Genomic DNA, 26,360 nt, shown 5'->3' with positions numbered 1-26,360 from the left:
GAACAAACAAATAAATGGAGTTATATATACATGATACAACCCTTGTATTTTATTCATAATTCCTAATCAAAGAAATTCCGTCTCGATTCTACCAACCATTGGTGACATTAACCGGTATTGCTCCTCCGTTCTAATTTGCACCTCAGTGGCAGTCATTTCTTTATTTTCCTTCTGCATCCTAAATATATCGATATAGAATGCCTTATATATGGCATCGCGACATTGATTTTGTTCTATCTCAGTAGGTATAAGATTTTCCATACCAGTTAGGGGCATTATTTTATCCGCCATGCCATTATGGTAAAAGTTAACACTACCCAGAGGAGGCGATGGAATCGCCTCCTCGCAATGACCTTGGTTATTTTTCTGCAACTTTTGTCATGATGAATTCTAAAACCGCTGCCTCTTCGAACTTTCGACAGCTCTGACCTACGATCCCTGAAGACGACAACGCAATTCTTGATTTTCATCGAGTATACCCTGCAAGGTCTTTTGTTTATCTTACTTTACCCATTCTAGCTGTTGGTATAGGTTTTACTGCTATAGGTTTTACTATAGGTTCTAACAATATTTCTTTAATTTTTAGGCTTTCAGCTACAACCTTTTCTGTGCCATCTATCTTAGCCAATTTTTCAGGAGTAATTTTATGCATCAAATGCTTCGATAAACTAGGGAGTCCTATTTTCTCACAAAAATTTGCTGCCTTATAACATATCTTCTCTACATTAGTTAAATTAGGGGTCGTCATTCCCATTAGTTGAACTGTATTTGCAACATGTAGGCGATAATATGAATCTCCCTTTATTTTCTTAACATCCTCATCAGTAAGGTACTTTTCTTTGTTTAGATGGGTTAATAATTTGTCGTAAAAATGCTCTAGTTTTTTTGGAGTAATGTTTTTACTTGCTGTTACTGTTTCTTTTATGAAATCCTCAACTTTCTTTCCAAAAGATTCAAGACGTTTGTCTATATCTGCAACATATTCTGTTGGATCCAAACTTGTTACACTTTTTTGAACCTTCGACACCGAGACTTCTACCTCTTGCCATTTACCATCTTGACTCTTTTGCCATTGTTGTTCTTGAACAGTTGTTGTTACAGGTTGAGCAGGCACTTTAATTTGATAATCATGTTCGCTAGCCCACTGTAAAGCACTTTTTCCTTCAATTTTAATATTATAGTGAGCTGCATAGGCTACCGGGTCTTTAATAGGAGATTTAGCAAAAGTTTCTAACCACTGACCGTTTTTAAATTCAGGCGATACATCACTAAATTTAGCCACTATGTCTGCTGCTCTTGCTACCTCTTTCATATTATTGAGGTTTTCCTTGATATGTTCTTTATAAAATGTGCTTAATTCATTAAAATCATTAATTTGCTTTTCTTCAAATTTATTACCTTCAAATCTAGCTGTTACAACGAGACCTTTTGGAGAGAACCCATGTTTTTTCAATTCATCAACTTTTTGATCAATTATAGCATCTATCTGCTGATCATCTAACTGACCTATCATTTGCTTTAATGCTTCACTATATTTTTCAATGTTAAATGATAAATTACCTGCCTTAATAGCTTCAGTATAGTTAACTCCCTTATGTGAAAACATTTTATGTGTTGCCTCAATCATAGCACCAAAATCTTGGTGAAACATTGCAAAAGATCTGCCGTGATCTATTTTAGTTACAGTCTTCCCATCCTGCACCATCAAATTACCGGCATGATAATCCAATTCTCCTAACATATGACAAGCAGCAATAACCTTTTCAAATCCTTCTAATTCTTTTAATTTTTGATCATTTGCTCCAATGCTAGTAGTATAAGTACCCTTAGCAAATTCTGCAAGCTGTACCACGTTATCAAAAAATTTAGAACGTATAGCAATGAATGGTGACTTGACCTGATCAGATACTACTAATGCCTCTTTAGGGGTGCGATCATATAATAAAAACTGATACATAGAAGAGCCGATTAACTCCCGCACACCATCATTCCGATCTGCTAAAGCTTGGTTTCGCTGTTCGTTTGTTTGTAGGCTGAAACAATGATCATGCTGTTTATAGAAACGTTTTAACATGAAAGTATTCTGTGTTTCTTGTTCTTCAGCAACATATCCAGCAGATACACCAGCTTGCTTATCGCCTTTTCTTTTAAATTCTGTATTTTTAGCCGTTACTCTATCACGTAGCATAGTTTCAAGCAGATCTTTTTTTGATTCTTCTAGCTTTTTTGGACGTGCTGGCTTATTTTCTTTAGCTAATGCATCCATAAGCGGAATATCTATTAGTTCTCTTAGTGATTGGTTTTGATCTCCAGGAAAAGCTTCTTTTATTACCTTTAATGCTTCACCTACAATGTATTTAGAATGTGTAAGTTTCCGCATTTTCTTTCTATACAAATCAATATTGGATTCTGATGGCTTTTGAGCAAGTGCTATCACGCTACTAGCAAGGTTTTCACATTTTTTAGAGATTCTAGTATTTATATCTGAATCTTCGCCTTTTGACTTTGCAAGTGTTATTAAAGTTGTAAATAATTGAGTATGTAAAGACTGTTTAAGTTCTTCTTGATTTTTTGCCATAAAGATCCAATTTTTATAATTTATAATTAATTGTTAACTGCAGTTAATCTAAAAAAACCTTTTGTAGCGGTTTATTTGCTAAATTTTCTTCAGTTAAAAAATCCTTCTTTAAATGCGTAACCTGATTATTCAATAATCTTAATTGTAAATAATCATTAATTGCTTGGGTAAATTCACCAAGTTTGTTCCGAAAAAAATGATCAGCTCCTTGAATAATCTTATAGTCAACAGTTATATGTTTTTGCTTAGATAATTTATCTACTAGTTCAAGCACTGATTCTTCGGATACAATACTATCATTGTCACCTTGTATTACAAAGCCAGAAATAGGACATTGAGACAAGAACGAAAAATCATATTTATTCACTGGCGGAGATATCGCAATAAAATTATTAATCTCTGGTCTTCTCATGATAAGTTGCATGGCTATCCATGCTCCAAAAGAAAACCCTGCTATCAAATTTAGACTGCTAGTAGGATTGTTAAGTTGCAGCCAATCAAGTGCTGTTGCAGCATCAGTCATTTCGCCAATACCATTATCAAACTCTCCTTGGGAACGTCCAACGCCCCTAAAATTAATTCTGAGTACTGTGAATCCATTAGCTACTAATGATTTATAGACATTGTAAACCACTTTGCTATTCATAGTACCACCGTAAAGCGGATGTGGATGTAATAATAAAGCAAGTGGAGCTTTAGGATTACTAGATTTAGTATAAAGCCCTTCGATCCGACCGGCAGGACCATTAAAAAAAACGTTAGCCATAATTATAACATATAATATATCAATTTATATCGATCACTAAGACCAAAAAATAAAATTATAACATGCCATTTTATAGATTTCAAGATAACTATATATTAGTAATGTTACAAGACCGACTTTTAAATTCTCCTAGATATCAATTAGTATTTCTGCTAGGTTCTTATTATTCAAATTTGTACGTTTAAATAACCATGAAGAATATATTAATTATTAAACTATTAATTTTATTATTTACGATTAAAACCGCTTTGGCACAGCCATTGTCAATTGATAGCATATATCAAAATTTATTAGTAACATCTCCAAAATACAATAATATCACTTATAATAAACCTTCAACCAATTATTTAGTACCAAATCATTGGTTGCTGCAAACGCCAAATATTTGGGGTGCTGCTTTAGAAGAATATGGAGAAGGGCTTACGCCAGTTGGAGATAACGTGATAGATGCACAATTTTTTGTCCCAACATGCCGTACTCAATCAGATTGTCGTGGAATCAGTATTTGTCGGACTGCTGATTTTACTTTGGATAATAGAACATTATGTTTAACAAATGCATATAATGTGTTAAACACTATGTATAATACAATTATTAATGCTACTACATCTGTAGATATTACAACTCTTGGTAGAAATTACTTTAGTTCAGGAGCATTTACTGCTATGTTGAAAAATGCTATAATAACGCTAGGTAAAAAAAGCATTAATTCTCCTCATCTTATAACTATACGCTTATTATATGGTACGTATAAAGAAGTCCCACCTGAATGGATGAAAAGCTATTTAAATAATATTATTTCTAAATTACCAGCCAATAATAAACTAATTATATCAATTGCTAATATTAGGTCATGTACATTTAAATCCAATTGTGGAAATCAAGAGAAACAACATGATATCTCTCTTGATTTCTCTTGGAATCATGGCAAAATTATTGCGGTGGATGGTAATACATTAATCACTGGTGGAGAAAATTTATTTGGTCAGGATTACACTCAAGCAGAGCCAGTTAATGATGCCAATATTAAAATATTTGGACCTGTTGTAAATGGGGCAACAACTTATGCTAATATATTATGGAAATATGTACAACATCATCGAGATATAGCAGTAAACCGTTGTTATACATATAAGAAGGGGTATATTGCAACAAAATGTGCTAAAGCTATTTCCTTAAATAACGAATTTAATATTAATAGTTCATTACCTGTACAGGCAATGTTTATTAGTAAATTGAACAATGGAGTTGGCATTGGTGATGATGCTGATCAATCAGAAATTGCAAGGGTATTTGCTCTAAAAAATGCTACTCGCTCTATCAAAATTAGCCAACAAGCCCTATTTTTTAAAGAGAGTAATTATCCACTGCTAGATAAAGTACTGCCACCAATTAGTACTGTTAATGGCAATATTATTAAAGCAATAGCATATGCTATACATAATAATGCAGTAGATACATATATAGTGACCAGCAACTTATTCAGATTTAATTACTCAGATCATGTAGATTTACAATATTTATATGATTATATACTTAATACGATAGTTTCTGACTATCATGTTGAGAGTAAAGTAGCCGAACAAGAATTAAAACAGCATCTCCATCTTGCTTATATAAGTTATAATCATAGTATTAATACCAATGCAAGAAGCCATAATAAGTTTTGGATAGTAGATGACAAAGTTTTTTATTTTGGTAGTCATAATTTTTACCCAACATCATTACAACAATTTGGCATTATTGTAGATAGTATGGAAGCTAGTAAAATATTATTGGAAACCTATTGGAATCCTATGTGGGAATATTCTGCTAAATATACTGCTCGTAAATGAAGAGTTGATAGACGATAGTATAACTTCAAGAAGAGCTAGGCAGTAGCAAAGTCGAGCAGCAGAGCGTACATGAGTAACGGAGCAGCGGATATCTTTAGACACGACAACGCCAATTCTTGAAGTTCTACCTGAGTATATAACTTCAGAATGAATAACGGTTGAACTGTTAGTTCAATTCATTAAACTCTACTCTAGCAAATAATTTTGTTTGAAGTAGAGAGAGTTCAGAATGATCTTTTGAACCTTCTTCTGCTAATTTATTGGCTTTAGTTAAAAGGTCTAAATCTCTAGCTAGATCAGCGAAAAAGAATCTTATTTCACCACTTTGCTTTGTTCCTAATATTTCTCCGCTACCTCTTAAGAGTAGATCTTGCTCTGCTATATAAAAACCATCATTGCTGTTTCTCATCACTTCAAATCTAGATTTTGCAACCATACTTAATTTTTGAGGATCATATAGAAGAATACAATGAGATTGTAAAGTCCCGCGTCCAACTCTACCTCTTATCTGATGTAACTGAGCTAAACCAAACTGTTCAGCATTTTCTATGACTATTAAGGTTGCTTCTGGTACATCGATACCCACTTCAATTACAGTTGTAGCAACCAAGATTTTAATATTACCATTCTTAAATTGGTGCATAATCATATCTTTTTGCTCATTTTTCATTTTGCCATGTATAGTACCTGTAATGTTAGGGTAGGCATTCTCAATAGTAACTAGTCTAGTATTGATGTCGGTTAATCCTGTATTTTTTGCCTGTGTTGTTAACTCTTCATCATTTTGATCGATAAGGGGACATATCCAGTAAATTTTCTCTCCAAATTTTAGCTTTTTATCCAAAACTGAAATTACATCATTTAGCTTGGTCTTTGGCAATATGCTAGTAATAATTGGTAGTCGATTTTTTGGTTTGCTTGTTAATTTAGCAATATCCATATCTCCAAACATGGTCAAAGTAAGACTTCTAGGAATAGGGGTTGCGGTCATCACCAAAACATCGGGATGCGAGGCTTTGTTAATTAAATCCAACCGTTGTTGTACACCAAATTTATGCTGTTCATCAATGACGATATAACCTAAATTTTTAAAGTTTACTTTTTCTTGAAATAATGCATGAGTGCCAATTAATATATCAATATCTCCATTTTCTAGGCTTGATAGAACTTTGTTTCGTTCTTTGCTAGATATTTTTCCAGTAAGTAAACCAAGCCTTATTCCAGTTTCACTTAAGGCTTTAACGAAGAATTGGTAATGCTGGTTTGCTAATAAATCGGTAGGGGCCATTAGTGCAGCTTGAAATTTATGGTATGCTACAGTGACCATTGTCAATAAAGCTACTAAGGTTTTACCAGAGCCAACATCGCCTTGGAGTAAACACATCATTTCTGTAGGAGATAATTGATGTTTTTCAATTGCTTCGATTACTTTTTTTTGGTCTAGTGTGAGTTCAAAGCCTAATGTCTTAAGTATTGATTGTTGTAGCTGACTAGACCCTGTAAATGAATTACCTTGTTTTAATTTTGTTTGCTGGCGGAGATATTGTAATGACATTTGATTAGCAAAAAGTTCTTTTTCTGCCAATCGTCTTAAGGCTTGAGTATGTAATTCTTCTAATTTCTTAGTTTTAACCTGATATAAATGTAAAGTTTTTAAATCTTCTAATAATGATTTAGTATAGTCCTTTACTTCTTGAAAACTCTCAGGAATACAGCTCCACTCTTTCTCAAACAAATCAAGCCCCTTTATTATATAGGAATAAAGTTGCTTATTAATTATCCCATAGGTCAAAGGATATATTGGTTCTAGGGGGCTGGTAAGTTTTTGATCCAAAATAAATATTGGGTGGACTATTTGAGGTAAGCTAGAAAAAACTTGTACCTTACCATTAATTGTATGTTTACTGCCTATTGTAAGTTTACTTAGGATAAAATAAGAGGGTCTATTAAAAAATATCAGCAGAATTGAGCCAGTTTCATTATATCCTAAGATTTTCAAAGGCTGTTTTTTGTTCTTAGGCACAAGAACTTCTTCAATTGTTATTTCAGTTTGAATTAACTGACCATTTTTTAGTGAAGATAAATTTGGTGAAATTATTTTAACTTGATAAGAAGTAGGACTATAAAATAACAAATCTCTTAAATTGATTATTCCCAATCTTTTAAGTCCAATAATTATATTATCACTAACGTTAATACGTGATTTAATTGGTAAGAAAAAAAACTTACTGATAGTTAACATATATTTTTTTAATTAGTATAATCCTATATCAACTTTAATATTTTCAATTTTTTCTAGCTCTGCTTTCAGATTTCTTTTTATTTCTTCAATTTTACGATATTTTTCTGCTATTTCTTTTTGTTTCTGTAGATCAAATTCTCCTGATTGAGTTATTGGGATTTTGACTTTAACATTTTTGATAATTTCAACAGTAACTCTTTTATTTTGAGTACCTTTTGCATAAGTTTTTAAGTTTTCAGTCAAATAGGAATATACATATTCTAAAGAGATATTTGGTATTTTGGTTATTAATGCTCCGCAATGTGTTGTCATAGAAAATTTACCGTTACGCACAAATACTGTACCAGCATAAATTCCGTCTGTTGTCCACGTTAAGCATTCGCAATCATAGTCATAGCTATCAATATAACCAATAATACCTCGATCAATTGTTTGTGCTGAATATAGGGGATAATCACCTTTATGATTTTTGACAAAAATATTTGTATATTTTGCTAACCCTTTTTTAATATCAAAAATATCAGCTATTGACAGTTCTTTATAAAGAGGAGAATAGGTCTCTATATGAAATTCATCCTTTATTTCTATAGATGCATTATTTAATGATTGAGATGTGTCTTCAAGTATGGAGCTAAACTCTATTGGAGAAATTAGATTAAACTTGTCTATTGCTCCAAGTTCTATCCTTTCCTCTTTACTCCAATTGCAATCAATATTCCAATCTCTTAAATTATTTTTAAACCATTCAAATTCCAGTATTTTGCATCTCTTATCATGATTGATAGTAGCAAAATATTTTTTACTTCCTTTAAAAGCATTGTATAAATTAACTGCTTCTTTTAGATCATCTTGTTCAATATCAAATCTATAAATATCTCTACTCTCTCCAATCTCACTTACTAAATAAGTAAATACTGGGTCAGTTTGTACTTCAGTAGTATTATTCTTCTTTGTTAATGCTAAAATGTATGTTTTTTTATTAGTTGTAAAAAATGTTTTAATAGGCAATGAAATTATTGCATCAATATAGCAAATATCTAAAATATATTGTCTTAAATTTTTATCATTTTGCCTGCTAAACATTCCTTCAGGTACAATTATAAAAGCCTTGCCATCTGGTTTTAAAGCTTTTATAATCCATTCCACAAACAAACCTTCAACACCCATTGCATTGATTTTGTAATAGTTTTTTAGGTTCGTTTTGACAATTTCTGCCTTAAAATTACTACTTCCACTACTAACATAAGGAGGATTTGTCAGAATTAGATCATACTGGTTTTCAACAATTTCTGATAATGTACCTAGTATTGATTTAGTCTTTAAAATAAAGCTTTCATTGAATATATTAGCAAATTCCTTTGTAAGTCCCGCATTATCTTTTATCAACTCACAAAAATAAATCAGCATATTTGCTTTTGCTAAGATAATCGTTTTTTGTTCATCTTTATCAAAACCTTTATCAAAACCAACTATTTTTACCTTTTGTTTTATTGCACCATTTTCAATAGTGAATAATTTATCAAGTTTATCTTTTATAAATTCCAAAGGAAATTTTCCGACACCACAAGCAGGGTCACAAATTGTCATGCCTTCTTTTAATGCACCTTCTGCCATTTCATTCACTGCACGCACCACTTTAATCGGTGTAAAAAATTGTCCCCAGTTCTTTTTACTTATACTTTCCTTTAAAAAGCTTTCAAATAATTTGCTTTTAAAATCATGATCAATATGTTCAAGTTTACCATAGTCTCTAAACTTTTCTAAAACTTTTTTAAAGACAGTTCCGTATCCAGTAACGGCTTTTTGATCTTTACTTACAAATATAGTGCCATTTATAATGGTTGTTTTGTCTATAGGATTTTCTGGAAATAACTCTTTTATTTTGGGTCTTATAATATTTGCATAATGTTGTAGTACATCGTTATATTCATCATATTTGTACATATCTATTAATTTATCAAACGAATAAGTACCAGTTAATATATTCAAATCACTTAAATATTTAAATATAAACAACTCAACAAAACTATATAAGCAATTTTCAGGAGTTGCACCACTTACGCTCCAAATATCTTGCCAAATTTGTTGAGAAAGATCTGTTGGATTGACTAGTTTTTTAGGTAAAATCCTATCATTTTTCTCATTTATCGATTGTATTATTTCTGTAATAATTTTTTGTAAATTTTCATCTGTTGGATTAAATTTATATTTAAAAGCATTACCATTCGCATCTTCAATATTATTGCCAGTTGCAACATTAATCCAAAGTGTTTCTTGAGTATCAGTTGCAATTATTAGCTTGGTTTTTAACTTCTTTGCAACTTCAATTCCTTGTAAAATAGCCTGATTTTTCTTGTCAACTGTATTAAATTGCTTAGGATGTTTATATTCAATTATTGCTATAACTTCCTTCTGCTTTACAATAATTGCATCAACTTTTCTATGTTCAACACTTCCATAATCTATACTTCTTATTATATCAGCTCCTTTCAAAGCACTAATAGTTGTTGCACCAATATTATAAAAATTCCAAGTTCCTATTTTCTGAGGATTTTTAATTAAGTTGCGTTGCAGTAATTCTTCACTCATAATAGTAACTATATTTGTTCGCAGCATCTAGAGCTTAGTGCATAAAAATATCAATATCGTTCCATCCTACTAGGTCTAAGTTGGCTCTAATAGGTAAAAACTTAAAAATCTGTTTTGCAATATCTAACCTATTTTCGGCTAGTAACATATCTTGCAAGATAGCACGAAGTTGATGTAGGTAAAGGACGTCTTTGGCGGCATATTCTTTTTGTTCAGCTGTAAGATCCAACCTTCCCCAATAGGAAGATTGTTGTTGTTTAGAAATTTGGACTGAAAGTAGTTCGCGGCATAAGTCCTTTAAACCATGACTGTCAGTATAGGTTCTAACCAGTTTAGAAGATATTTTTGTACAGAATATGTTCTCCAAATCTATTCCAAGATATTTTTTTATTGCTGCTAAATCAAATCTAGCATAGTGAAATATTTTGCATCGATTCTTATCAAGTAATAGTTTTTTTAAATTAGGTGCTACGTAATTCTTGTCAATAAAGTTTACTAAGTAAGCCTTACCATCTCCATTACTCAGTTGCAAAAGGCATAACCTATCCCTATGTAAGTTTAATCCCATCGTTTCTGTATCGATTGCTAGGTCTCCTGCAATATTAAAATCTTCCGGGAGATCATTCTGAAAAACTATAATACTGATAATAACCTCCTAAGTTATTTTATGGTAAAAACCTGTTCTTTTGGCAACGCTACCCCTAAAACTCTTCTTGCTTCTTGGTCAAGCATATCTCTATCTAGAGATTCTGGTCTAAGTAGTTTTACTTTATGTTCAAGTTCAATGCGTTCTGCCCTTAAATTTTCTAGTTCACTATAGGTTTTTTCGAGTCGTTGATTTAATGTAAAATAAGCAATAACCCCTCTATTACCACAAATAGAATGGAAGACAAAATAAGCTAATAATAAAGATAGCAAAACATTAAATATTATCTTTTTGGAATTTTTAACTGAATCAATAAAATATCGATAATTCATAATATTTTAATAATAAAAAATAATATTGGGGCGGTAAGAATTATGCTATCAAACCGGTCTAGAACACCGCCATGACCTGGTATTATAGTGCCAGTATCTTTTATAGCAAATTTACGCTTAAAATATGAAATAAATAAATCGCTCATTTGTGCTATTAGTGCTAAACAAATAGCTGCTATAATTAAGTGCCGTTTGTTTAATAAATAGTCAGTTGGTAAGTCAAAGCTAGGTACTAAACTTAATAAAAACGCTGTAAGCCCACTAGCTAATACCCCTATGATTAATCCACTGCAAGTTTTGTTAGGACTAATCTTGGAGGCCAGCTTAGGTCCGCCTATATTCTTCCCACCAATCATAGCAAATATATCAACTGACCATATTATAATGAAATATAGTAATAATAGCCATCGATTTTTATCTTCAGTAGCAATTATTATTAAAGATATAGTAGGAATGGGAATAATAATAAAGCCCAGTAATATATGAAAAAAGGACGATTTTGTCATTTGATACCATTCATATAACATAATTATGGCAATTAATAACATAACTATATAAAATAATGACTTAATAAACATTATCGCTATAATAAATACTGGTCCTATTACTAGGGCTGATAATATTCTTACTACTATGTTAAGCCTCTTATCTGGCACCAAAATTCCTTTTTCTTTTTGAATAATCGTTTAACGCTTCTAGTATATCTTGTTTGTTAAAGTCAGGCCAGTATTTAGGTAAAAAATATAGTTCAGCATAGGCAGCTTGCCATAGTAGAAAATTACTGATTCTACATAGACCACCAGTACGAATTAACAAATCTACATCAGGCATTCCTGGATCATATAGATAATTACCAAACTCATTCTCGCTAATTTGTGTTTTACTAGAATTGATGATTTTCTGACATGCATCAACAATCTCTGCTCGCCCGCCGTAACTAAAAGCAATACAAAGAGTTATGTTATTATTATGTTTTGTTAATTCTATAGCATCATGGATTTGTTTTTGTAACATATTATCTAACATATCCAATCTACCGATAACTTTTATTTTGACTCCGTTTTCGTGTAGTAGTGTAGTCTCATTTTTTAGATAATAACGTAATAATTTTAGTAAAAAGGTCACTTCAGTCTTTGACCTACGCCAATTTTCTGATGAGAAAGTATAAAGTGTCACGTAAGGTATATTAAGTTCTATAAAATCTGGTAATAGTTTCTTTACTCTATTAGCACCTGCTCTATGTCCCTCAGATTTTGGTAAACCTTTTTCTAAAGCCCACCTTGCATTACCGTCCATGATAATGGCTAAATGATTTACTTTGTTGATTGTACTCATATTTATTGTATATACGCTGGAATGACTCGAAGTTATCACAATTACTATTGCTCAGGTTAGCTATATAATAACACAGAAATGCCATTAATGGACATATATTTGCGGTCAGTTATAGGAAAATTTCACCGTAATAGATCATTTATAGATACTTTACTTCTAGTTCCTTTATCCACCTGTTTAACGATTACTGCACAATATAAACTTGGTTTTCCCGAATCAGCAGGCAGGCTGCCAGGTACTACAACTGAGTAGGCCGGAACTCTACCATAAATTATCTTTCCACTTTCCCTATCTACTATCTTGGTAGAAGCACCAATAAATACTCCCATACTAATTACACTTCCTTCTTCTACTAAAACCCCTTCTGCTATTTCTGATCTTGCACCTATAAAACAATTATCTTCAATTATTACCGGGGTATTTTGTATTGGCTCTAGTACCCCACCAATACCTGTCCCGCCGGAAATATGACAATTCCTCCCTATTTGCGCACATGATCCTACGGTAGCCCAAGTATCAATCATTGTTCCTTCTCCTATATATGCACCTATATTAATAAAAGAAGGCATAACAATAACGTTTTTAGCTAAATATGCCCCCGTTCTTATAAATGCCCCGGGAACGATACGACAGCCATGGGTTCTAAATAATTCTTCATTATGATTTGTAGAAAATTTGGGAGCAATTTTATCATACCATTTCATACAATCGCCAGAATGGATTTGCGAATCAGTTACAATAAAATGTAATAAAATTGCTTTTTTCACCCAAAGATTAACTCGCCAATCAGCCCCTTCTTTTTCACAAACCCTAATTAATCCTTGATTTAAACCATCAATAATATTATTCAATATTTGTTTGGCGTAGTTAGTTTTTTCTGAATCCTTGGTTAATTTATCGCGTATTTGCCACAATTCTTCTATAGTATTGATGTGTTTTTGCATAACGTCCTTGCTAAACTATTAAAAAAATCATAATTTACTTTATTTTTAAGTCAACCTATATACTCAAATTTGAGTATACAAATTAGATCACGTAAATGAGTATTGCTTGCCCAAATTGTAACACTACCTTTATAGTTTCAAGAGAACAAATAGGTATGACTGGTAGGAAGGTCAAATGTTCAAAATGCCACCATATATGGTATCAAAGGGCAGAGTTTGATCAGCAAGAACCTCCTATTATATCAGATAATACCACAAAAAACGCTAGCACTAATGAAAATAATAAAATATATTTAACCAAAGGTACTAACTTACCGGCTTTATTACCAACTAAAATTCCTGAGCAATCGCATATTTTATCTATATTATTGTGGCTTAGTTTAATTGTCTTCTTATTATTAATGTTATTTCACGAGAAGTTTAATATACCAGCTCTGTATAAAGAGAATAATAATATATTAACTATAAGAAATATACATGTTGAACAAAATAAAGAAATGGGACAAATGAAAGTTTCCTACAGGATAAGTAATACTTCCGACCATGATGTGACAATACCACTTATTCGGGTTAGATTGCTCAATAAAAAATATGTAACAGTAAAATCCTATATAATGAATCAAAAAAATATTAAACTGTCCCCCAAGCAACATATCGACATTGCTACGTATCTTGATGTAGTTCCTCGTTCAAGTGAGGTGTTAAATATTATGCTTGGTAATAGTTTGGATTTCATATTACATTAGACTTCTTCTGAAAGAGATTTATAATCAGTTCGAATACTCCCATAACATAACCTGAATTCGATGTAACAGTTACATCGAACTTCCGTGATATATATAGAAAAAAATGAATAAACAAATTATATACCCTAAACTAATTCCTAGGCTCTTTGCTTCTTGCCTAGATTCGTTTTTGTTGTCAATTTTTACAACTCCGATCACCCACTTTATGTTATCTAAACTGTCTTTATTTTTTTTTAAAGCTAGTATAGCGGACATACTAATAATGGGTAGCACGAAACCGGAGTTAGTTCAAAATATAACTGCTAGTAGTGTTCTTACATTATTTATTTTAATGTTTATAATTAATTTTGCCCTAGCTGCAACATATTTTATTGGTTTTTGGATTTATTTTGGTGCTACTCCAGGAAAAATGATTATGCATATGAAAATAGTAGATGCAATAACTCTTGGAAAACCTAGTAAATGGCAATTAATTAAAAGATTTTGTGGATATGTATTAGTGCTAGTTGGTATTTGGTTTATACTCTTTTCTAAACAACGCCAAGCTTTGCATGATAAAATTGCTGGAACAGCGGTTATTAAGAGTTAAAACAGTTATAAGTAGTAAAGGTATGCTAAAATGAATAAACTAAATGAAATAGATCAATTGATCTATCTTTTCTCCAAACTACCTAGTCTTGGTCAAAGATCAGCAAGGCGTATAGTCCTGCATCTTTTACAAGAAAAAGACGTTAGGTTAAAAGGTTTAATTTCAGCTCTTTCTTACGTAGATAATAATGTTGTTAAGTGCGATATTTGTGGCAACATAGATTCTCATCATATTTGTAGAGTATGTTCATCTGATGATCGCAACAAATCTATTATAGCAATTGTTGAAACAGTGACAGAATTGTGGGCAATAGAGCGTAGTGGTATTTTTAATGGATATTATCATGTACTAGGACATAATTTATCAACTGCAAGTAGCCATAATTCTAAAGCATTAAGACTACCAGAATTACTAGCTAGATGCCAAGAGAATAACATTAATGAAATAATTATTGCAACTAATTCCACCTTAGAAGGTCAAACTACAGCTTATTTCATTACTGAATATTTTAAAGATTATACTATCAAAATATCAAGATTAGCTAGCGGCATTCCAATAGGTGGAGAACTAGACTATTTAGATGAAGGAACTTTATCAGCTGCAATAACCTTAAGACAGCCTTTTGACTAATTTATTAAAAATTATTTATTGTGTTGAAAAATTTAATATAATATATAAGCTGTTGGTTATATATTATATTAAATTTTGTTAATAAATTATCAAAGATTACTAAATTAGAATTATTTATATGAAATGTTAATTTGAAATTTTTAGATATTTTCATTAGTTATTTTATATTTTATCTTGCATATAATTATTTTAAGTAAAGTAAGCATATGTACCAACTTTTTTGGACTATTTTAGTCATATTTTTGATTCCTGTAGTTCTTTATATTTGCAGGTACAAGATGTTTTCGTGGTTTAATTTAAGAAATAATTCAAAAACTAAAATATTAGAATTAGAACAAAAGATATCAGAGCAAGATAATATTTTAAATCACGTTACTCACGAAATTAGGACTTCGATACATGGGGGAAGTAGTATTGCTCAGTTTTTATATGAAAATTGGGATAAAATGGATGAGCAAGAACACGTAAAGTATGTCAGTATAATAGCTAAAAATAATCAGCGTCTTATAAAATTAATTAATGACCTACTAGACCTATCTAAGTTTAGTATCGGAAAAATGCAGTTTAATTTTGTTGCTATGGATCTATTATCTTCTATAAAAGAGACTGTGCAACAACTTACAGAATTAAACATAATTAACGATCGAGTTAATATTATTCTTATTGATCATAGTATTACAAAAGCAATGATTAATGGAGATAAAATTAGGATTAACCAATTATTAAATAATTTATTTAATAATGCACTCAAATATACTAAGGAAGGATTAATTATAGCGGTAATTGATTTAAAAAATCATGAAAATATTCCTTATTGGCGCTTTAGCCTAATCGATACAGGTATAGGAATTCCAGACTCAGAACTTGAGACTATTTTTGAAGTATTTACTCGTAGTTCACGAACTAATAATAATTTTCTTGGTACAGGTGTTGGTTTATCTATTTGCCGAGAAATTGTACTGGCTCATAATGGTTATATTTATGCCGAGAATAACCGTAAAAGAGGAACAAAATTAGAATTTATGATTCCTGTATACAATAAAAAAGAGACATAAAATGCTTACAAAGGATAATATTGCAAAAGTATTTACTATACTTTTTGTTGATGACGAACCAATTTGCCATGACGTAATAAACTTAGTGCTACATTATGAACAAAAATATAAAATTATCAGTGCTTATTCCGGACAAGAAGCAGTTAATTTATCTAAAACACATGCTAATACAATAGAATTAATATTTCTTGATATTTCTCTTCCTGATATGACAGGTTATGAAGTACATAAGCAGATAAGAAGTGATGATAACCTTGCACATATTCCTATAATTTTTCAAACTGGTTTTTCTAGCAATCACCAAGAAATGCAAGAATTCTTACAAGAACAAACAACATACCTAATTCATAAACCTTATAAAAACGAAGAACTGCTTGAAACTATAAGGCAGTTCCATAACTAGATATATACTCAAAGCAGAAGAGTATACTCATTTATAAAGCAATTAGATATAAGATAAATATTCTTATATCTAATTGAGGTTACTTAGATATTATATGTTTATTTTTTAATAATGAAACAAGATCACCATTTTCATACATCTCACGTACTATATCGCAGCCACCTATCAATTCCCCTTTTATATAAAGCTGTGGTATAGTAGGCCAATCACTGAAAGATTTGATATCTTCACGTAAGCTAGGATTGGTTAAAACATTAATATCACGAAATTCTACGCCAAGTTTTTTTAAGATAGAAACAACGGTAGCAGAAAAACCACATTGAGGAAAATTGGCAGTGCCTTTCATAAATAATACAATATCATGATTAGCAATTTCATTTTTTATAAAATCAAAATTTCTATTCTCTAACATTCCTAAACCTGATAAAAATTATAACTTCTTTTACTCTTAAATGTTATATTATGCAAGCTCAAATAGTTGATAAAATTTTTGAAATTTTAAGCCAAAATAATCCTACTCCCCGAACGGAACTAGAATATGTTAATAATTTTACTCTATTAGTAGCGGTGATATTATCCGCACAAGCAACTGATGTTTCAGTTAATAAAGCAACTAGATTATTGTTTGTGAAGTATAATACACCAGAAAAAATATTAGAACTCGGGGAAGAAGGGGTAAGAACTTATATAAGATCAATAGGTTTATTTATAACCAAAGCAAAAAATATTGTTGCACTTTGTCGAATTTTGATAGATAAGTATGACAGCAAAGTACCTAACAATTTTGATGACTTAATTAAATTGCCAGGTGTCGGAAGAAAAACTGCTAATGTAGTATTGAATTGCCTCTTTGGTAAGTCAACTATCGCAGTTGATACACATGTATTTAGAGTTTCTAAAAGATTAGGACTGGCAAATAGTAATACTCCCAAAAAAGTAGAACTTGAATTAGTTAAAGTTATCGATATAAAATGGTTACAACATGCTCATCACTGGTTGATATTACTTGGTAGGTATATTTGCAAAGCACGAGTACCAAATTGCCCTGCTTGCCCAGTTAAAGAATATTGTGAGTATTATGCTAATAATTTTCTGAAGTAGCAAACTGTAGATACACTTCTGCTTTAAAGAATTGGCTAGGAGTACGAGTGGCAAGTTAACTAATCGTATATTTAGTATGTGAGTACGCAAAGTCCCGATAGTAAGACAATGCTAACACTTTAAAGACGAATAGTATACCAAACCTATTGTTTACGTAGTTAACCGAATCTGATGTAACTTGTTATTCTGAATTCCTATAGATGGAGAGGTGGCCGAGTGGTTTAAGGCGCTCGCCTGGAAAGCGTGTTCACGGTAACGTGTCAGGGGTTCAAATCCCCTCCTCTCCGCCACTTTGGTACAAGTTGTCGTTTTTTCAAAAATATCGAACGGGAAACGTAGAGAGGTCTCAAGTTTTTTGCCCCTGACGTTTAAGGTTCTGAAATACGAAATTTATCATTTTGCGTTTTTGAGGGCTTTCAGAACCTTTAAAAGTTTCATAGACCTTGCGATGCTAGAGTTATTAGCGTTGTAGCGGTATCAGTAAATTTATCATCTGCTTCCTCATAAACTTTAATTAAACGAGCAATTTCATATTGGCGATCTTTTAATTGTTGTTTTTTTCTTTGAAATTCTTCTGTACTAAGTTCTCCATTGAGTCGCAAATCTATTAATGAATTTAATCTATTCTCATTTTCGGTATGTTCTTTCTTTAAAGCAGCTGTTGCTTGCCCATGCTCATCTTTCTTTAGCTCATTTGTGTTTTTTAAATAGGCTAGAGTCTCTTTTAGCATTTCTTGGTCTCTTATACCTATTCTTTTAAAAACCTCTTCTACCTGCTTTAAAACTTCATCTTCTCTTACATAAATCTTTTTGTTTGGATTCTTTGGATCCCATGTCCCTAAATAAGTCCATTCGTCCACTTTACCATCTGAATATGTTTTGCTGTGAGTTTCAGCTGTTACAACTTTACCAGTTACTGCACAGGTTATTAACCCTCTAAAAAGAAAATCCTTACCACCATATTTAAAAGGCTTCTTCTTCCACCCTAAACGTACATCTTTACATGCCATAAAAGTCTCTTTTGTTATAATTGCTTGGTAACCATGTGACCACATCTCTCCTTTTACTCTTATTTCACCGTAATAAAATGGTTGTTGGATCATTCGATGCACTACTGTTTTATTGACGTAGCAATTGTTTTTGCTTCTAAGACCAAGATCCTTAGCTTTTTCAGTCAAATAATTAAGAGTATACATTCCTGTTGCATATTCTTCAAAGAGTTTTTTTATGATAGAACCTCTTACAGGATCGAGAATTACTATACTGTTTCCTCTTTCATCTCGACTATTTAGGTAACCAAGAGGGGCTGGTCCTATCCACTCTCCTTTACGCAATTTATGATCTAGGCTTCTTTTAACGTTATCACTTAAACTATCAACGTAAGATTGTGCCATCAACACGTTCATTCCCCACATTAGCTTTGCATGAGACTGAGAATCTTTATCTATTATGTAACCTTCTGCTCTAAAATGTAATTCTATCTTACCAGCTTTTATTGGTTCTTCTAGTAATGAAATTTCTGAGATTCTTCTTTGTACTCGATCTACTTTATCAGCAACTATAGCAATTGTTTCTCTATGGCTTTTAGCAAATTTGATCATCTCTTTAAATTGTTTGCGATCACCTCTGCTTGAAGATTCGATAATTTCAAAAGTTTCGATAACTTCAAGATTTTTACGTTGGCAATATTCTACTAATCTATATTTTTGAGCTTCAATTGAATACCCTTCTTCTTGCTCCCTTGTTGAAATACGAACTAAAATTATTGATTTTGTTGCTTTGTCTGTCATATTTTCTCCTTAGATAATAAATTTTGCTTTAATTAGAAAGTAGTATCTACTCAAAGAGCAGAGATATATCAAGCACCGCACAAGTCAAGTTGAATTATTATTAAATTACCCCATCTCCTTCAGTATTAGAGCCAAGTGTAACATTTTTTTGTCATTGATAATTTTAGGTTATTGTAGAAATAATTGTTTTAACTCGTAGCAGGAGTAACTTTATCAAGTGGTTTATCATAGATACCCCTATTTATTATTTTAAGGCTATTACACGGCTTTTTAGTATCATTATGGGAAGGGACTGGTTCTTGAATTATTACTCTCCAAGTCTAAATATGGGCTTTTTTATTTATATGGGTTTGCTTTAAAATAGATAAGTTAAAAACTTAACCGAATGCCACTGTTTACATCGATCACCTTATTGATATTCTGTATCAGATATGATACAATTGAGTCATAACAAATAAATTGGAGTGATCTTGACAAAAAAATATTTGATGAAATTGCAGGTCTTGCTAAAATCAACAAAGAGTTCTTATCTATAAGTAGCAAAATATCTTATTATAACTAGTTTGGAACTTCAAGAGGATAAAATATTAGCTAAATTAGCAGATGAAAGGATAGGTAATACTGAGGAATGGGTTAGTCATACGGACACTTGGAAATAATAATAAACAAAACTACTACATCTAACACCCCAATATCTTAAACTTATAGGTCATCGCGTTTATAGACTTACTTTGTCTATATTAAGGAGCTTAAATTATCTCTTTATTAATCCTTTCCAAGCAAATTTTTTCCGTCACTGTTTTTAATTTTTTAACTCTATCAATAAGGTAAAGTAGCTGTTCTTTAGTTATTCTATAATCTTTGTTATAGCGAGCCTCAACATAAGCCTGTTCAAGTAATCTAAAACATTGCCTTTGCTCAACGCTAGAATGAGGAAATATCTGCCATAATTCTTCATTGTAATTTCCGGCTATACTACCTAATTTTCTTATATCGTGTAGTTTAGGTTTATAGCCAGAAAAGACTAACAGGATAGCATTATAAAAACACTCAGTAGCTTGGTGTAACTCAAAAGCACACTTATTAAGGCTATTTCTTTGTAAAAATATATTACTTGCATCTATACACTCTACACCTCTTTCAAACCAATACTCATAATCCTCTTTAGCTATTTGTCTTCTTTCTCCCCAGGGTAAGTTTTTAGCTTCCGCCAGCTGAAATTCACCGCTATCATATAAGAGAATTCCTTCTTTTTTTATATCGGAAAAGAAATAATGCCCCTTCTCTAACTGACTATTTACCGTCTTAATTGATTCTAGACACTGTTAACAAAGGTATAGAAAAGAAAGTAAGAATAGGATAGAATGGTCTTAAAAAGGAGATATATATGGATCAACGATTATATCCTATTAAGGCTGATTTTTTCCGTAAAGAAATAGAGCCAATTATAGAGAAGAATTATATTTGGAAGGGTCGACCTGTTCAAATAAGTCATTACAGAGTATTTTGTGCAATAATGTATGTGCTGAGAACTGGCGTACCATGGAGAGATTTACCAAAATGTTATGGTTGCTGGCATACTATCTATCAACGTTTTAAACGAGGTAGTGAAAGAGGAATATGGTGGAAGATATTAATGCTTCTACAGTGTAGCAAGAAGATAACGATTAATATAGTTATCTCAGATAGCAGTATATTCAAGGTGCACCGACATGGCGGCGGCTTAAAAGGGGGAGTCAAAGCAAGGGGAAGAGCAAGGGAGGAATGAGTACGAAGCTGCACCTTACGATGACAGTACAAGGGCATATAGTAGAAGGATTCCTGACAGGAGGGAATAGAAATGATATTGCTATGGCAGAAGAGTTAAGTGCAGGAATTGTAGGGTGCTGTGTTATTCAAGATCGTGGATATGATAGTAATAAAAATCGTCAGAATCTTGTTTCACAAAATAATATACCGGTAATTCCCGGAAGAAAGAATAGGAAGATAGAGATTATATATGACAAGGAAAAATATAAGTTAAGAGCAGCAAACAAAATGCTACGTATTATGTAAAAACATAAACAAACTATTAGAACAGTTTGTTAGAAGGAGCAATAGAAAGATTTTTTGGTAAGATTAAAGAAAACAGGCGTCTTGGACTTCGTTATGAAAAAGATGATCTTTCCTTCCTGTCTTTTATTGCTTTTGCTGCTATTAAAATAAATCTTCGAAACCTTTGTTAACAGTGTCTAGCACCAAAGTTACCCATAATTCAAAAGGACTTCTTAATGATTTTTTTTCTAACCTTTTTTCTATTTTATCTTCTATGGATAACCCTGCAAGACCGGCATGTTTGCCTTTCTTCATGACTAACATAATATCGAGATCACTTTGATAGCTGTAGGTAATGTGACCTTTTTTATACTCATCTTGTACCCAATCTCCTCTAGCATAAGAGCCAAATAAAATAATCATCGCAATCTTGTGCTTTGATACAGCGAGAATTTCTTTGACGATATTATCAAGTCTTTCTTGAATTATCAGGGAGCGTTCAGGTAAAACAGTTTTCATATATTTGTAATGCAGCTATCTATAATGTAGATTACTACAATCGGCATAGATATTGCAAAAAGAATTTTGCAAATTCACCTATATACAAGAAATCTTTTCTATAACATTTAAGATTGCATTTGAGTACCGTGATATTGTTGCAAGCAAAACATGCTCTTTTCTAGTGTAATAGATACCTTTTTAACCACATTAATATATTTACTATTTTGTAACAAAGTCTATGAATTACACAAGCCCAAACTCCCTTATGAATCATATACTTCATAGTTCTCACCAACAATAGTACATGCATTTTTCCGCGGTATCGCTACTTGTATTAAGAGCTTGTCCGCAAACTAAGTAATAGAAGTAATCCTACGAAGAAGTAATCGACTCATAGCCAAAAAAATTATATTTTCACTAGAATCAGTAAGAAAATCATATTCCTTGGAGAGCCTTCTATTTCTATTTATCCAAGCAAAGCTTCTCTCAACAACCCATCGCCTTGGCTGTACTTTAAACCCAACTTCCCTTGTTGGCAATAGTTCTAGTGGTGTATTTTTTGGTATCCAAAATCTGCACACTGGTCGTTTAACAATTTCTAAATCTATGTTATACTTTTCCTTAATGAGATCCTTTAAATCTTTAGACTGATACCCCATATCAGACCACATTTGTTTAATAGTAGTGTACTCTTTTTGCATGTTACTGAGTAGCACTGTAGCTCCGTATCGATCATTCTCATTCGCAGAACCGACATAACAACCTAACACAAAGCCTTGTGTATCGGTAATAATATGCCTCTTTCTGCCCTTAATTTTCTTAGCTCCATCATAACCTTTAGCTCCCCTTCTTCTGTTGTCTTGACAGACTGACTATCTATTATGCAAGCACTAGGATACTCATTTCTACCTAATTTTCTTCTAACATCCTTGATAAGTTCATGGTTCATACGTTCAAATACACCTTGCTTCTTCCATCTTCTAAATTGTTCATATACTGTCTTCCAAATTGGAAAGTCATGCGGCATATATCTCCACTTGACACCCAGTACGTAATACATAAAAAATTGCATTCAAAATCTCTCTTTTGCTATGTTTTAAAGGTCTACCTCCCTTTACATACGATACTTGAAACAACCCCTCTATCCTTAACCATTCTTCATCTGTTAAATCTGTTGGATAATTTTTTCTGCTCATTCTTCTATACTTCTTACTAATAATACTTTGTTCACTTCATCATACCTTAATTTTAGTTTGAGGACAAGCTCTTACATCAACACTTGAGGTTAGGTAGCGAAATTTCAACCAATAAACCACCTAAATTTTTACTATCCTGCAAGGATATTGTTCCATTATGATCAATGATTATTTCTTTAGTAATAGCAAGACCAAGTCCAACATTACCTGAATTATTAAGTGGGCGTGACTTATCTGAACGATAAAATGCTTTAAACACTAATAATTTCTCTGCATCCTTTATGCCAATACCATTATCTTCAATTTTTATTATGGCATTAGTAGAACTAGAATATACAGTAATTCTTATTTTTGTAGAATATTTTATAGCATTACTTATTACGTTAGATATTGCACGTTCAAAGTTGATAGGCTTGATTTGTGCTATTATCTGCTCTGTTGCAAGCAGCTCAATATTGGCAACAGACCATTTATTTATGATAGTAGACAGCCAAGAAGATAACTCAATTATTTGAGCTTCTTCACCATTTTCACCCTTAGCAAAGTCAAGGTATGATTTTATCATTTGTTGCATGGTAAGTATATCTTCCTTAAGACCTTCTGTTTCTTCAGATTTGTTCATTAACTCCAGTTGTAATTTCATTCTAGTTAAAGGAGTACATAAATCATGTGAAATCATAGCTAACATTCTAGTTCTTTTAGTGATTTGTTGTTCAATTCGTTCTTTCATTTTCAGAAAAGCAATACCAGCCTTTTTGATTTCTTTTGCCCCAGAAGGTTTAAATGTTGGTAATCTTGTGATTCCTTGTCCGAATTGATCAGCAGCATCTGCAAGAGTTAAAATGGAGTTAATTTGCTTTTTAGAGAAGATTAAGGAAACAGAAAGTAGTAAAATAGTTAAGAAGATTAACCATAGAACAAAAATGTAAGCAGTTGGATTCATCAATAATTTTGCGGGGAAAGTTATTTTTAGTAAACCATCGGTTAATTGGAGTAATACTTCAATTCTTTTTGAATCATTAATCTTTACTATATTTTTCTTATTAATTTTTACGTTAATAATATTTTTAAAAATCTCTAATTCTTCACTAATTCTAGGTTGTTTGCGTGGCAAGTTTAATTCTTGATGAAACTGATACGACAAATTTAAATAATTTGTCTCTGTTGTGTTTTTTTCTAATAGATTATTGTCGTCTTGTTCAAGAAGGGAAATAATTTCATTAGCAATAATATTGCTAGTATAATAAGAAACATTATACCAGTGACGATCATAGAACAAAAACACTGCTAGAATTTGTCCTATTAATGTTGGAACAATAATAATGAGAACAAATCTAGCCAGTAAAGTTTGTGGTATAAGTTTATGTATAGATAGCATAACCGCTATTCCGAATGGTTTTTAGATATTTTGGTTCTTTAGGGTCATCTTCAATCTTACTTCTTATTCTGACAATTTGTACGTCGATAGAGCGAGGGCTAAGTCCTCCCATTATTTTTGACAACTCATCACGTTTCATTTCTTGTCCATTGTGTTTTAATAATACTTCTAGCAATTTTTGTTCTGTAGAACTCAATTGTATAGGTTGGTTATTTTTGACAAATTCCTTTGATTCTAAATTATAATAATTATTGCCTAATCGCTTGATTTTATCTTGTTTTTTATAATTATTATAGCTATTTAATAGGTTATTAATCCTGAGTAATAATTCTTTCGGTTCGAAAGGTTTGGTCAGATAATCAGATGCACCGGATTCTAATCCCTTGATACGATCGCTTGGTTGTGATAGTGCAGTTAGCATAACAATTGGTATAAGGTTTTTACTTGATCTTATAGTATGGGCAAAATCAAGCCCTGTAACATTCGGCAACATAACGTCTAAAATAATTAAGTCATAAATAGAGGATTTTAATAGTTCCTCAGCTTCTTGGACAGAAGCTGCTGTTGATACTAAAAAGTCATTTTTATACAAAAACTGTTTTAAAAGTTTTTGTATTCGAGTATCATCATCGACTACAAGAATGTGAGGCTTAGGGCTTTGCATAAATAAAGTTTCGGTATTTATAAGTAGTGAAAATATACTAACTGAATAATGGAAGGTTGACAATGATAATAACACAAGAAAATATAATTGTGGAAGAGCGGCCTAGAAACCTTAAACAATTATCAGGTTATATCTGGATTAACGGTAATTTTATTGCTTGGCAGGAAGCTAAAGTACATGTTCTTACTCATAGTTTACATTATTCTGGTGGAGTTTTTGAAGGAGAAAAAGCCTATGATGGAAAAATTTTTAAATTAGAAGAACATACGCAGCGTTTGATAGAATCAGCACAAACTTTAGCTATGGAAATGCCATATAGTTTTGAAGACATTATAAAAGCCCATCACTTACTTATAGAAAAAAATAATATTAAAGATGCGTATGTTCGTCCTTTAATTTGGTATGGTAGTGAATCTCTTAATCTAACTAATGGAAATTTATCGGTTAATTTATTAATTGCTGCTATTCCATCAATTCCTAGACCTTCTGATGCTTTAAGTTTGCATATTGCACGTTGGCGGAAATGTCATCCAAACTCACTACCGCCGCAGTGTAAATCGTCAGGACATTACAATATGATGATAGTATGCCAAAAAGAAGCTAAGTCTTTGGGTTATAGTGATGCAGTTCTATTAGATTGGCGAGGATTTATTGCTGAATGTACTACTACAAATATCTTTTTTGTTAAAGGAGAGCAATTATTTACACCGATAGCTGATAGTTTTTTAAATGGCATAACGCGTCAAACAGTTATAAAACTTGCTAAAGAGTTAAATCTTGAGGTTAAGGAAGAATACATAACTCTAGATAGGTTAGGGGAGTTTACTGAATGTTTTATGACTGGTACAGCTGCAGAAGTTAAGGGGATTAAATCGATTAACCGTGGTGATCAAAATATTATCTTTGAAGATAGTAAAATTACTAATTTGTTAAAAAAAGAATATAATAGCTTAGTGCGTAAATAATATATGATATAATTACAGGATAATTTAAAAGTAAGGCTGTC

26 protein-coding genes, 1 tRNA gene and 1 pseudogene are annotated in these 26,360 nt (G+C 31.7%); 11 read left to right on the top strand and 17 right to left on the bottom strand.

Annotation, left to right across the window (positions count from 1 at the left end; translation table 11 throughout):
- Positions 1–66: 66 nt before the first annotated feature.
- The 3 genes from AAGD45_RS03150 to AAGD45_RS03140 form a co-directional block, all read right to left on the bottom strand.
- Positions 67–291 carry a portal protein gene (locus AAGD45_RS03150; protein WP_341761959.1) on the bottom strand — a complete coding sequence of 75 codons (225 nt, stop codon included), beginning with the start codon at positions 289–291 and terminating at the stop codon, positions 67–69.
- A 205-nt stretch (positions 292–496) separates the two neighbouring features.
- The gene (locus tag AAGD45_RS03145) at positions 497–2,578 is read right to left on the bottom strand and encodes a hypothetical protein (RefSeq protein ID WP_341761958.1); all 2,082 of its coding nucleotides are present in this window, start codon (positions 2,576–2,578) and stop codon (positions 497–499) included.
- Between the two features lie 43 nt (positions 2,579–2,621).
- The gene (locus AAGD45_RS03140) at positions 2,622–3,344 is read right to left on the bottom strand and encodes an alpha/beta hydrolase (protein WP_341761957.1); all 723 of its coding nucleotides are present in this window, start codon (positions 3,342–3,344) and stop codon (positions 2,622–2,624) included.
- Between the two features lie 191 nt (positions 3,345–3,535).
- Here AAGD45_RS03140 and AAGD45_RS03135 point away from each other — a divergent pair, with 191 nt between their 5' ends.
- Complete coding sequence (locus tag AAGD45_RS03135; protein ID WP_341761956.1) at positions 3,536–5,179, top strand: hypothetical protein; 1,644 nt, start codon at positions 3,536–3,538, stop codon at positions 5,177–5,179.
- 166 nt (positions 5,180–5,345) lie between these two features.
- Here the strand turns inward: AAGD45_RS03135 and AAGD45_RS03130 are convergent, their stop codons facing one another.
- The 7 genes from AAGD45_RS03130 to dapD all read right to left on the bottom strand — a co-directional run bounded on the left by AAGD45_RS03130 (position 5,346) and on the right by dapD (position 13,267).
- The gene (locus tag AAGD45_RS03130) at positions 5,346–7,421 is read right to left on the bottom strand and encodes an ATP-dependent DNA helicase RecG (protein ID WP_341761955.1); all 2,076 of its coding nucleotides are present in this window, start codon (positions 7,419–7,421) and stop codon (positions 5,346–5,348) included.
- A gap of 12 nt (positions 7,422–7,433) precedes the next feature.
- The gene (locus AAGD45_RS03125) at positions 7,434–10,010 is read right to left on the bottom strand and encodes an N-6 DNA methylase (RefSeq protein ID WP_341761954.1); all 2,577 of its coding nucleotides are present in this window, start codon (positions 10,008–10,010) and stop codon (positions 7,434–7,436) included.
- A gap of 34 nt (positions 10,011–10,044) precedes the next feature.
- Complete coding sequence (locus tag AAGD45_RS03120; RefSeq protein ID WP_341762199.1) at positions 10,045–10,656, bottom strand: ribonuclease D; 612 nt, start codon at positions 10,654–10,656, stop codon at positions 10,045–10,047.
- 14 nt (positions 10,657–10,670) lie between these two features.
- Positions 10,671–10,988 carry a septum formation initiator family protein gene (locus tag AAGD45_RS03115; RefSeq protein WP_341761953.1) on the bottom strand — a complete coding sequence of 106 codons (318 nt, stop codon included), beginning with the start codon at positions 10,986–10,988 and terminating at the stop codon, positions 10,671–10,673.
- On the bottom strand, positions 10,985–11,647 hold the full coding sequence (locus AAGD45_RS03110; RefSeq protein WP_341761952.1) for a phosphatidate cytidylyltransferase: 663 nt from the start codon (positions 11,645–11,647) through the stop codon (positions 10,985–10,987). Before AAGD45_RS03110 ends, AAGD45_RS03115 begins: the two co-directional genes overlap by 4 nt.
- Positions 11,634–12,323, bottom strand: coding sequence for a polyprenyl diphosphate synthase (gene uppS, locus AAGD45_RS03105; protein ID WP_341761951.1), 690 nt, complete (start codon positions 12,321–12,323; stop codon positions 11,634–11,636). Before uppS ends, AAGD45_RS03110 begins: the two co-directional genes overlap by 14 nt.
- Positions 12,324–12,445: 122 nt before the next feature.
- On the bottom strand, positions 12,446–13,267 hold the full coding sequence (gene dapD, locus AAGD45_RS03100) for a 2,3,4,5-tetrahydropyridine-2,6-dicarboxylate N-succinyltransferase (protein WP_341761950.1): 822 nt from the start codon (positions 13,265–13,267) through the stop codon (positions 12,446–12,448).
- 95 nt (positions 13,268–13,362) lie between these two features.
- Here dapD and AAGD45_RS03095 point away from each other — a divergent pair, with 95 nt between their 5' ends.
- The 5 genes from AAGD45_RS03095 (at position 13,363) to AAGD45_RS03075 (ending at position 16,690) form a co-directional block, all read left to right on the top strand.
- Positions 13,363–14,013, top strand: coding sequence for an MJ0042-type zinc finger domain-containing protein (locus AAGD45_RS03095; RefSeq protein WP_341761949.1), 651 nt, complete (start codon positions 13,363–13,365; stop codon positions 14,011–14,013).
- Between the two features lie 103 nt (positions 14,014–14,116).
- A complete protein-coding gene (locus AAGD45_RS03090) occupies positions 14,117–14,602 on the top strand; it encodes an RDD family protein (protein WP_341761948.1) in 486 nt (161 codons plus the stop codon).
- A 30-nt stretch (positions 14,603–14,632) separates the two neighbouring features.
- Positions 14,633–15,232: a recombination mediator RecR gene (gene recR, locus AAGD45_RS03085; RefSeq protein WP_341761947.1), complete on the top strand. Its 600-nt coding sequence runs from the start codon at positions 14,633–14,635 to the stop codon at positions 15,230–15,232.
- A 206-nt stretch (positions 15,233–15,438) separates the two neighbouring features.
- A complete protein-coding gene (locus AAGD45_RS03080; protein WP_341761946.1) occupies positions 15,439–16,287 on the top strand; it encodes a HAMP domain-containing sensor histidine kinase in 849 nt (282 codons plus the stop codon).
- A 1-nt stretch (position 16,288) separates the two neighbouring features.
- Positions 16,289–16,690: a response regulator gene (locus tag AAGD45_RS03075; RefSeq protein ID WP_341761945.1), complete on the top strand. Its 402-nt coding sequence runs from the start codon at positions 16,289–16,291 to the stop codon at positions 16,688–16,690.
- 79 nt (positions 16,691–16,769) lie between these two features.
- Here the strand turns inward: AAGD45_RS03075 and grxD are convergent, their stop codons facing one another.
- Positions 16,770–17,102 (bottom strand): Grx4 family monothiol glutaredoxin, encoded by a 333-nt coding sequence (gene grxD, locus AAGD45_RS03070; RefSeq protein WP_341747650.1) that lies wholly within the window; start codon positions 17,100–17,102, stop codon positions 16,770–16,772.
- 50 nt (positions 17,103–17,152) lie between these two features.
- Between grxD and nth the strand changes: the two genes are divergently transcribed.
- Together nth and AAGD45_RS03060 are read left to right on the top strand one after the other, a co-directional pair.
- On the top strand, positions 17,153–17,791 hold the full coding sequence (nth, locus tag AAGD45_RS03065) for an endonuclease III (protein WP_341761944.1): 639 nt from the start codon (positions 17,153–17,155) through the stop codon (positions 17,789–17,791).
- A gap of 202 nt (positions 17,792–17,993) precedes the next feature.
- Positions 17,994–18,081 (top strand) — tRNA-Ser (locus AAGD45_RS03060).
- Between the two features lie 144 nt (positions 18,082–18,225).
- On the opposite strand, the gene AAGD45_RS03055 is transcribed toward AAGD45_RS03060, so the two are convergent.
- Both AAGD45_RS03055 and AAGD45_RS03050 read right to left on the bottom strand, forming a co-directional pair.
- Positions 18,226–19,581 (bottom strand): recombinase family protein, encoded by a 1,356-nt coding sequence (locus AAGD45_RS03055; protein WP_341761943.1) that lies wholly within the window; start codon positions 19,579–19,581, stop codon positions 18,226–18,228.
- 749 nt (positions 19,582–20,330) lie between these two features.
- Entirely contained in the window at positions 20,331–20,690 is a 360-nt protein-coding gene (locus AAGD45_RS03050) for a HEPN domain-containing protein (protein ID WP_341762198.1), read from the bottom strand.
- A 278-nt stretch (positions 20,691–20,968) separates the two neighbouring features.
- Between AAGD45_RS03050 and AAGD45_RS03045 the strand changes: the two genes are divergently transcribed.
- Both AAGD45_RS03045 and AAGD45_RS03040 read left to right on the top strand, forming a co-directional pair.
- On the top strand, positions 20,969–21,349 hold the full coding sequence (locus AAGD45_RS03045; RefSeq protein WP_341760917.1) for a transposase: 381 nt from the start codon (positions 20,969–20,971) through the stop codon (positions 21,347–21,349).
- 20 nt (positions 21,350–21,369) lie between these two features.
- Positions 21,370–21,636 (top strand): transposase, encoded by a 267-nt coding sequence (locus AAGD45_RS03040; protein WP_341760918.1) that lies wholly within the window; start codon positions 21,370–21,372, stop codon positions 21,634–21,636.
- Between the two features lie 141 nt (positions 21,637–21,777).
- On the opposite strand, the gene AAGD45_RS03035 is transcribed toward AAGD45_RS03040, so the two are convergent.
- The 4 genes and pseudogenes from AAGD45_RS03035 to AAGD45_RS03020 form a co-directional block, all read right to left on the bottom strand.
- Entirely contained in the window at positions 21,778–22,134 is a 357-nt protein-coding gene (locus AAGD45_RS03035) for a nucleotidyltransferase domain-containing protein (protein WP_341761942.1), read from the bottom strand.
- Between the two features lie 335 nt (positions 22,135–22,469).
- Positions 22,470–23,312 (bottom strand): annotated as a pseudogene (locus AAGD45_RS03030) (IS5 family transposase).
- Positions 23,313–23,388: 76 nt separating this feature from the next.
- Entirely contained in the window at positions 23,389–24,690 is a 1,302-nt protein-coding gene (locus AAGD45_RS03025) for an ATP-binding protein (RefSeq protein WP_341761941.1), read from the bottom strand.
- Positions 24,674–25,354, bottom strand: a complete 681-nt coding sequence (locus AAGD45_RS03020) for a response regulator transcription factor (RefSeq protein ID WP_341761940.1) — start codon at positions 25,352–25,354, stop codon at positions 24,674–24,676. Before AAGD45_RS03020 ends, AAGD45_RS03025 begins: the two co-directional genes overlap by 17 nt.
- Before the next feature lie 62 nt (positions 25,355–25,416).
- On the opposite strand from AAGD45_RS03020, the gene AAGD45_RS03015 reads away from it, so the two are divergent.
- A complete protein-coding gene (locus tag AAGD45_RS03015) occupies positions 25,417–26,319 on the top strand; it encodes a branched-chain amino acid transaminase (RefSeq protein WP_341761939.1) in 903 nt (300 codons plus the stop codon).
- Positions 26,320–26,360: the final 41 nt, after the last annotated feature.

Origin of the sequence: Candidatus Tisiphia endosymbiont of Thecophora atra, from assembly GCF_964026395.1 — a bacterium.
Lineage (GTDB): Bacteria > Pseudomonadota > Alphaproteobacteria > Rickettsiales > Rickettsiaceae > Tisiphia.
The sequence above is the reverse complement of the archived record's forward strand: the minus strand, read 5'-3'. Positions and strand labels throughout refer to the sequence as shown.

Bases quoted from the DNA above. Each gene is read 5' to 3' on its own strand.
- AAGD45_RS03150 (WP_341761959.1), bottom strand. From the start codon at position 291: ATGGCGGATAAAATAATGCCCCTAACTGGTATGGAAAATCTTATACCT.
- AAGD45_RS03145 (WP_341761958.1), bottom strand. From the start codon at position 2,578: ATGGCAAAAAATCAAGAAGAACTTAAACAGTCTTTACATACTCAATTA.
- AAGD45_RS03140 (WP_341761957.1), bottom strand. From the start codon at position 3,344: ATGGCTAACGTTTTTTTTAATGGTCCTGCCGGTCGGATCGAAGGGCTT.
- AAGD45_RS03135 (WP_341761956.1), top strand. From the start codon at position 3,536: ATGAAGAATATATTAATTATTAAACTATTAATTTTATTATTTACGATT.
- AAGD45_RS03130 (WP_341761955.1), bottom strand. From the start codon at position 7,421: ATGTTAACTATCAGTAAGTTTTTTTTCTTACCAATTAAATCACGTATT.
- AAGD45_RS03125 (WP_341761954.1), bottom strand. From the start codon at position 10,010: ATGAGTGAAGAATTACTGCAACGCAACTTAATTAAAAATCCTCAGAAA.
- AAGD45_RS03115 (WP_341761953.1), bottom strand. From the start codon at position 10,988: ATGAATTATCGATATTTTATTGATTCAGTTAAAAATTCCAAAAAGATA.
- uppS (WP_341761951.1), bottom strand. From the start codon at position 12,323: ATGAGTACAATCAACAAAGTAAATCATTTAGCCATTATCATGGACGGT.
- dapD (WP_341761950.1), bottom strand. From the start codon at position 13,267: ATGCAAAAACACATCAATACTATAGAAGAATTGTGGCAAATACGCGAT.
- AAGD45_RS03095 (WP_341761949.1), top strand. From the start codon at position 13,363: ATGAGTATTGCTTGCCCAAATTGTAACACTACCTTTATAGTTTCAAGA.
- AAGD45_RS03090 (WP_341761948.1), top strand. From the start codon at position 14,117: ATGAATAAACAAATTATATACCCTAAACTAATTCCTAGGCTCTTTGCT.
- recR (WP_341761947.1), top strand. From the start codon at position 14,633: ATGAATAAACTAAATGAAATAGATCAATTGATCTATCTTTTCTCCAAA.
- AAGD45_RS03080 (WP_341761946.1), top strand. From the start codon at position 15,439: ATGTACCAACTTTTTTGGACTATTTTAGTCATATTTTTGATTCCTGTA.
- AAGD45_RS03075 (WP_341761945.1), top strand. From the start codon at position 16,289: ATGCTTACAAAGGATAATATTGCAAAAGTATTTACTATACTTTTTGTT.
- grxD (WP_341747650.1), bottom strand. From the start codon at position 17,102: ATGTTAGAGAATAGAAATTTTGATTTTATAAAAAATGAAATTGCTAAT.
- nth (WP_341761944.1), top strand. From the start codon at position 17,153: ATGCAAGCTCAAATAGTTGATAAAATTTTTGAAATTTTAAGCCAAAAT.
- AAGD45_RS03055 (WP_341761943.1), bottom strand. From the start codon at position 19,581: ATGACAGACAAAGCAACAAAATCAATAATTTTAGTTCGTATTTCAACA.
- AAGD45_RS03045 (WP_341760917.1), top strand. From the start codon at position 20,969: ATGGATCAACGATTATATCCTATTAAGGCTGATTTTTTCCGTAAAGAA.
- AAGD45_RS03040 (WP_341760918.1), top strand. From the start codon at position 21,370: ATGACAGTACAAGGGCATATAGTAGAAGGATTCCTGACAGGAGGGAAT.
- AAGD45_RS03035 (WP_341761942.1), bottom strand. From the start codon at position 22,134: ATGAAAACTGTTTTACCTGAACGCTCCCTGATAATTCAAGAAAGACTT.
- AAGD45_RS03025 (WP_341761941.1), bottom strand. From the start codon at position 24,690: ATGCTATCTATACATAAACTTATACCACAAACTTTACTGGCTAGATTT.
- AAGD45_RS03020 (WP_341761940.1), bottom strand. From the start codon at position 25,354: ATGCAAAGCCCTAAGCCTCACATTCTTGTAGTCGATGATGATACTCGA.
- AAGD45_RS03015 (WP_341761939.1), top strand. From the start codon at position 25,417: ATGATAATAACACAAGAAAATATAATTGTGGAAGAGCGGCCTAGAAAC.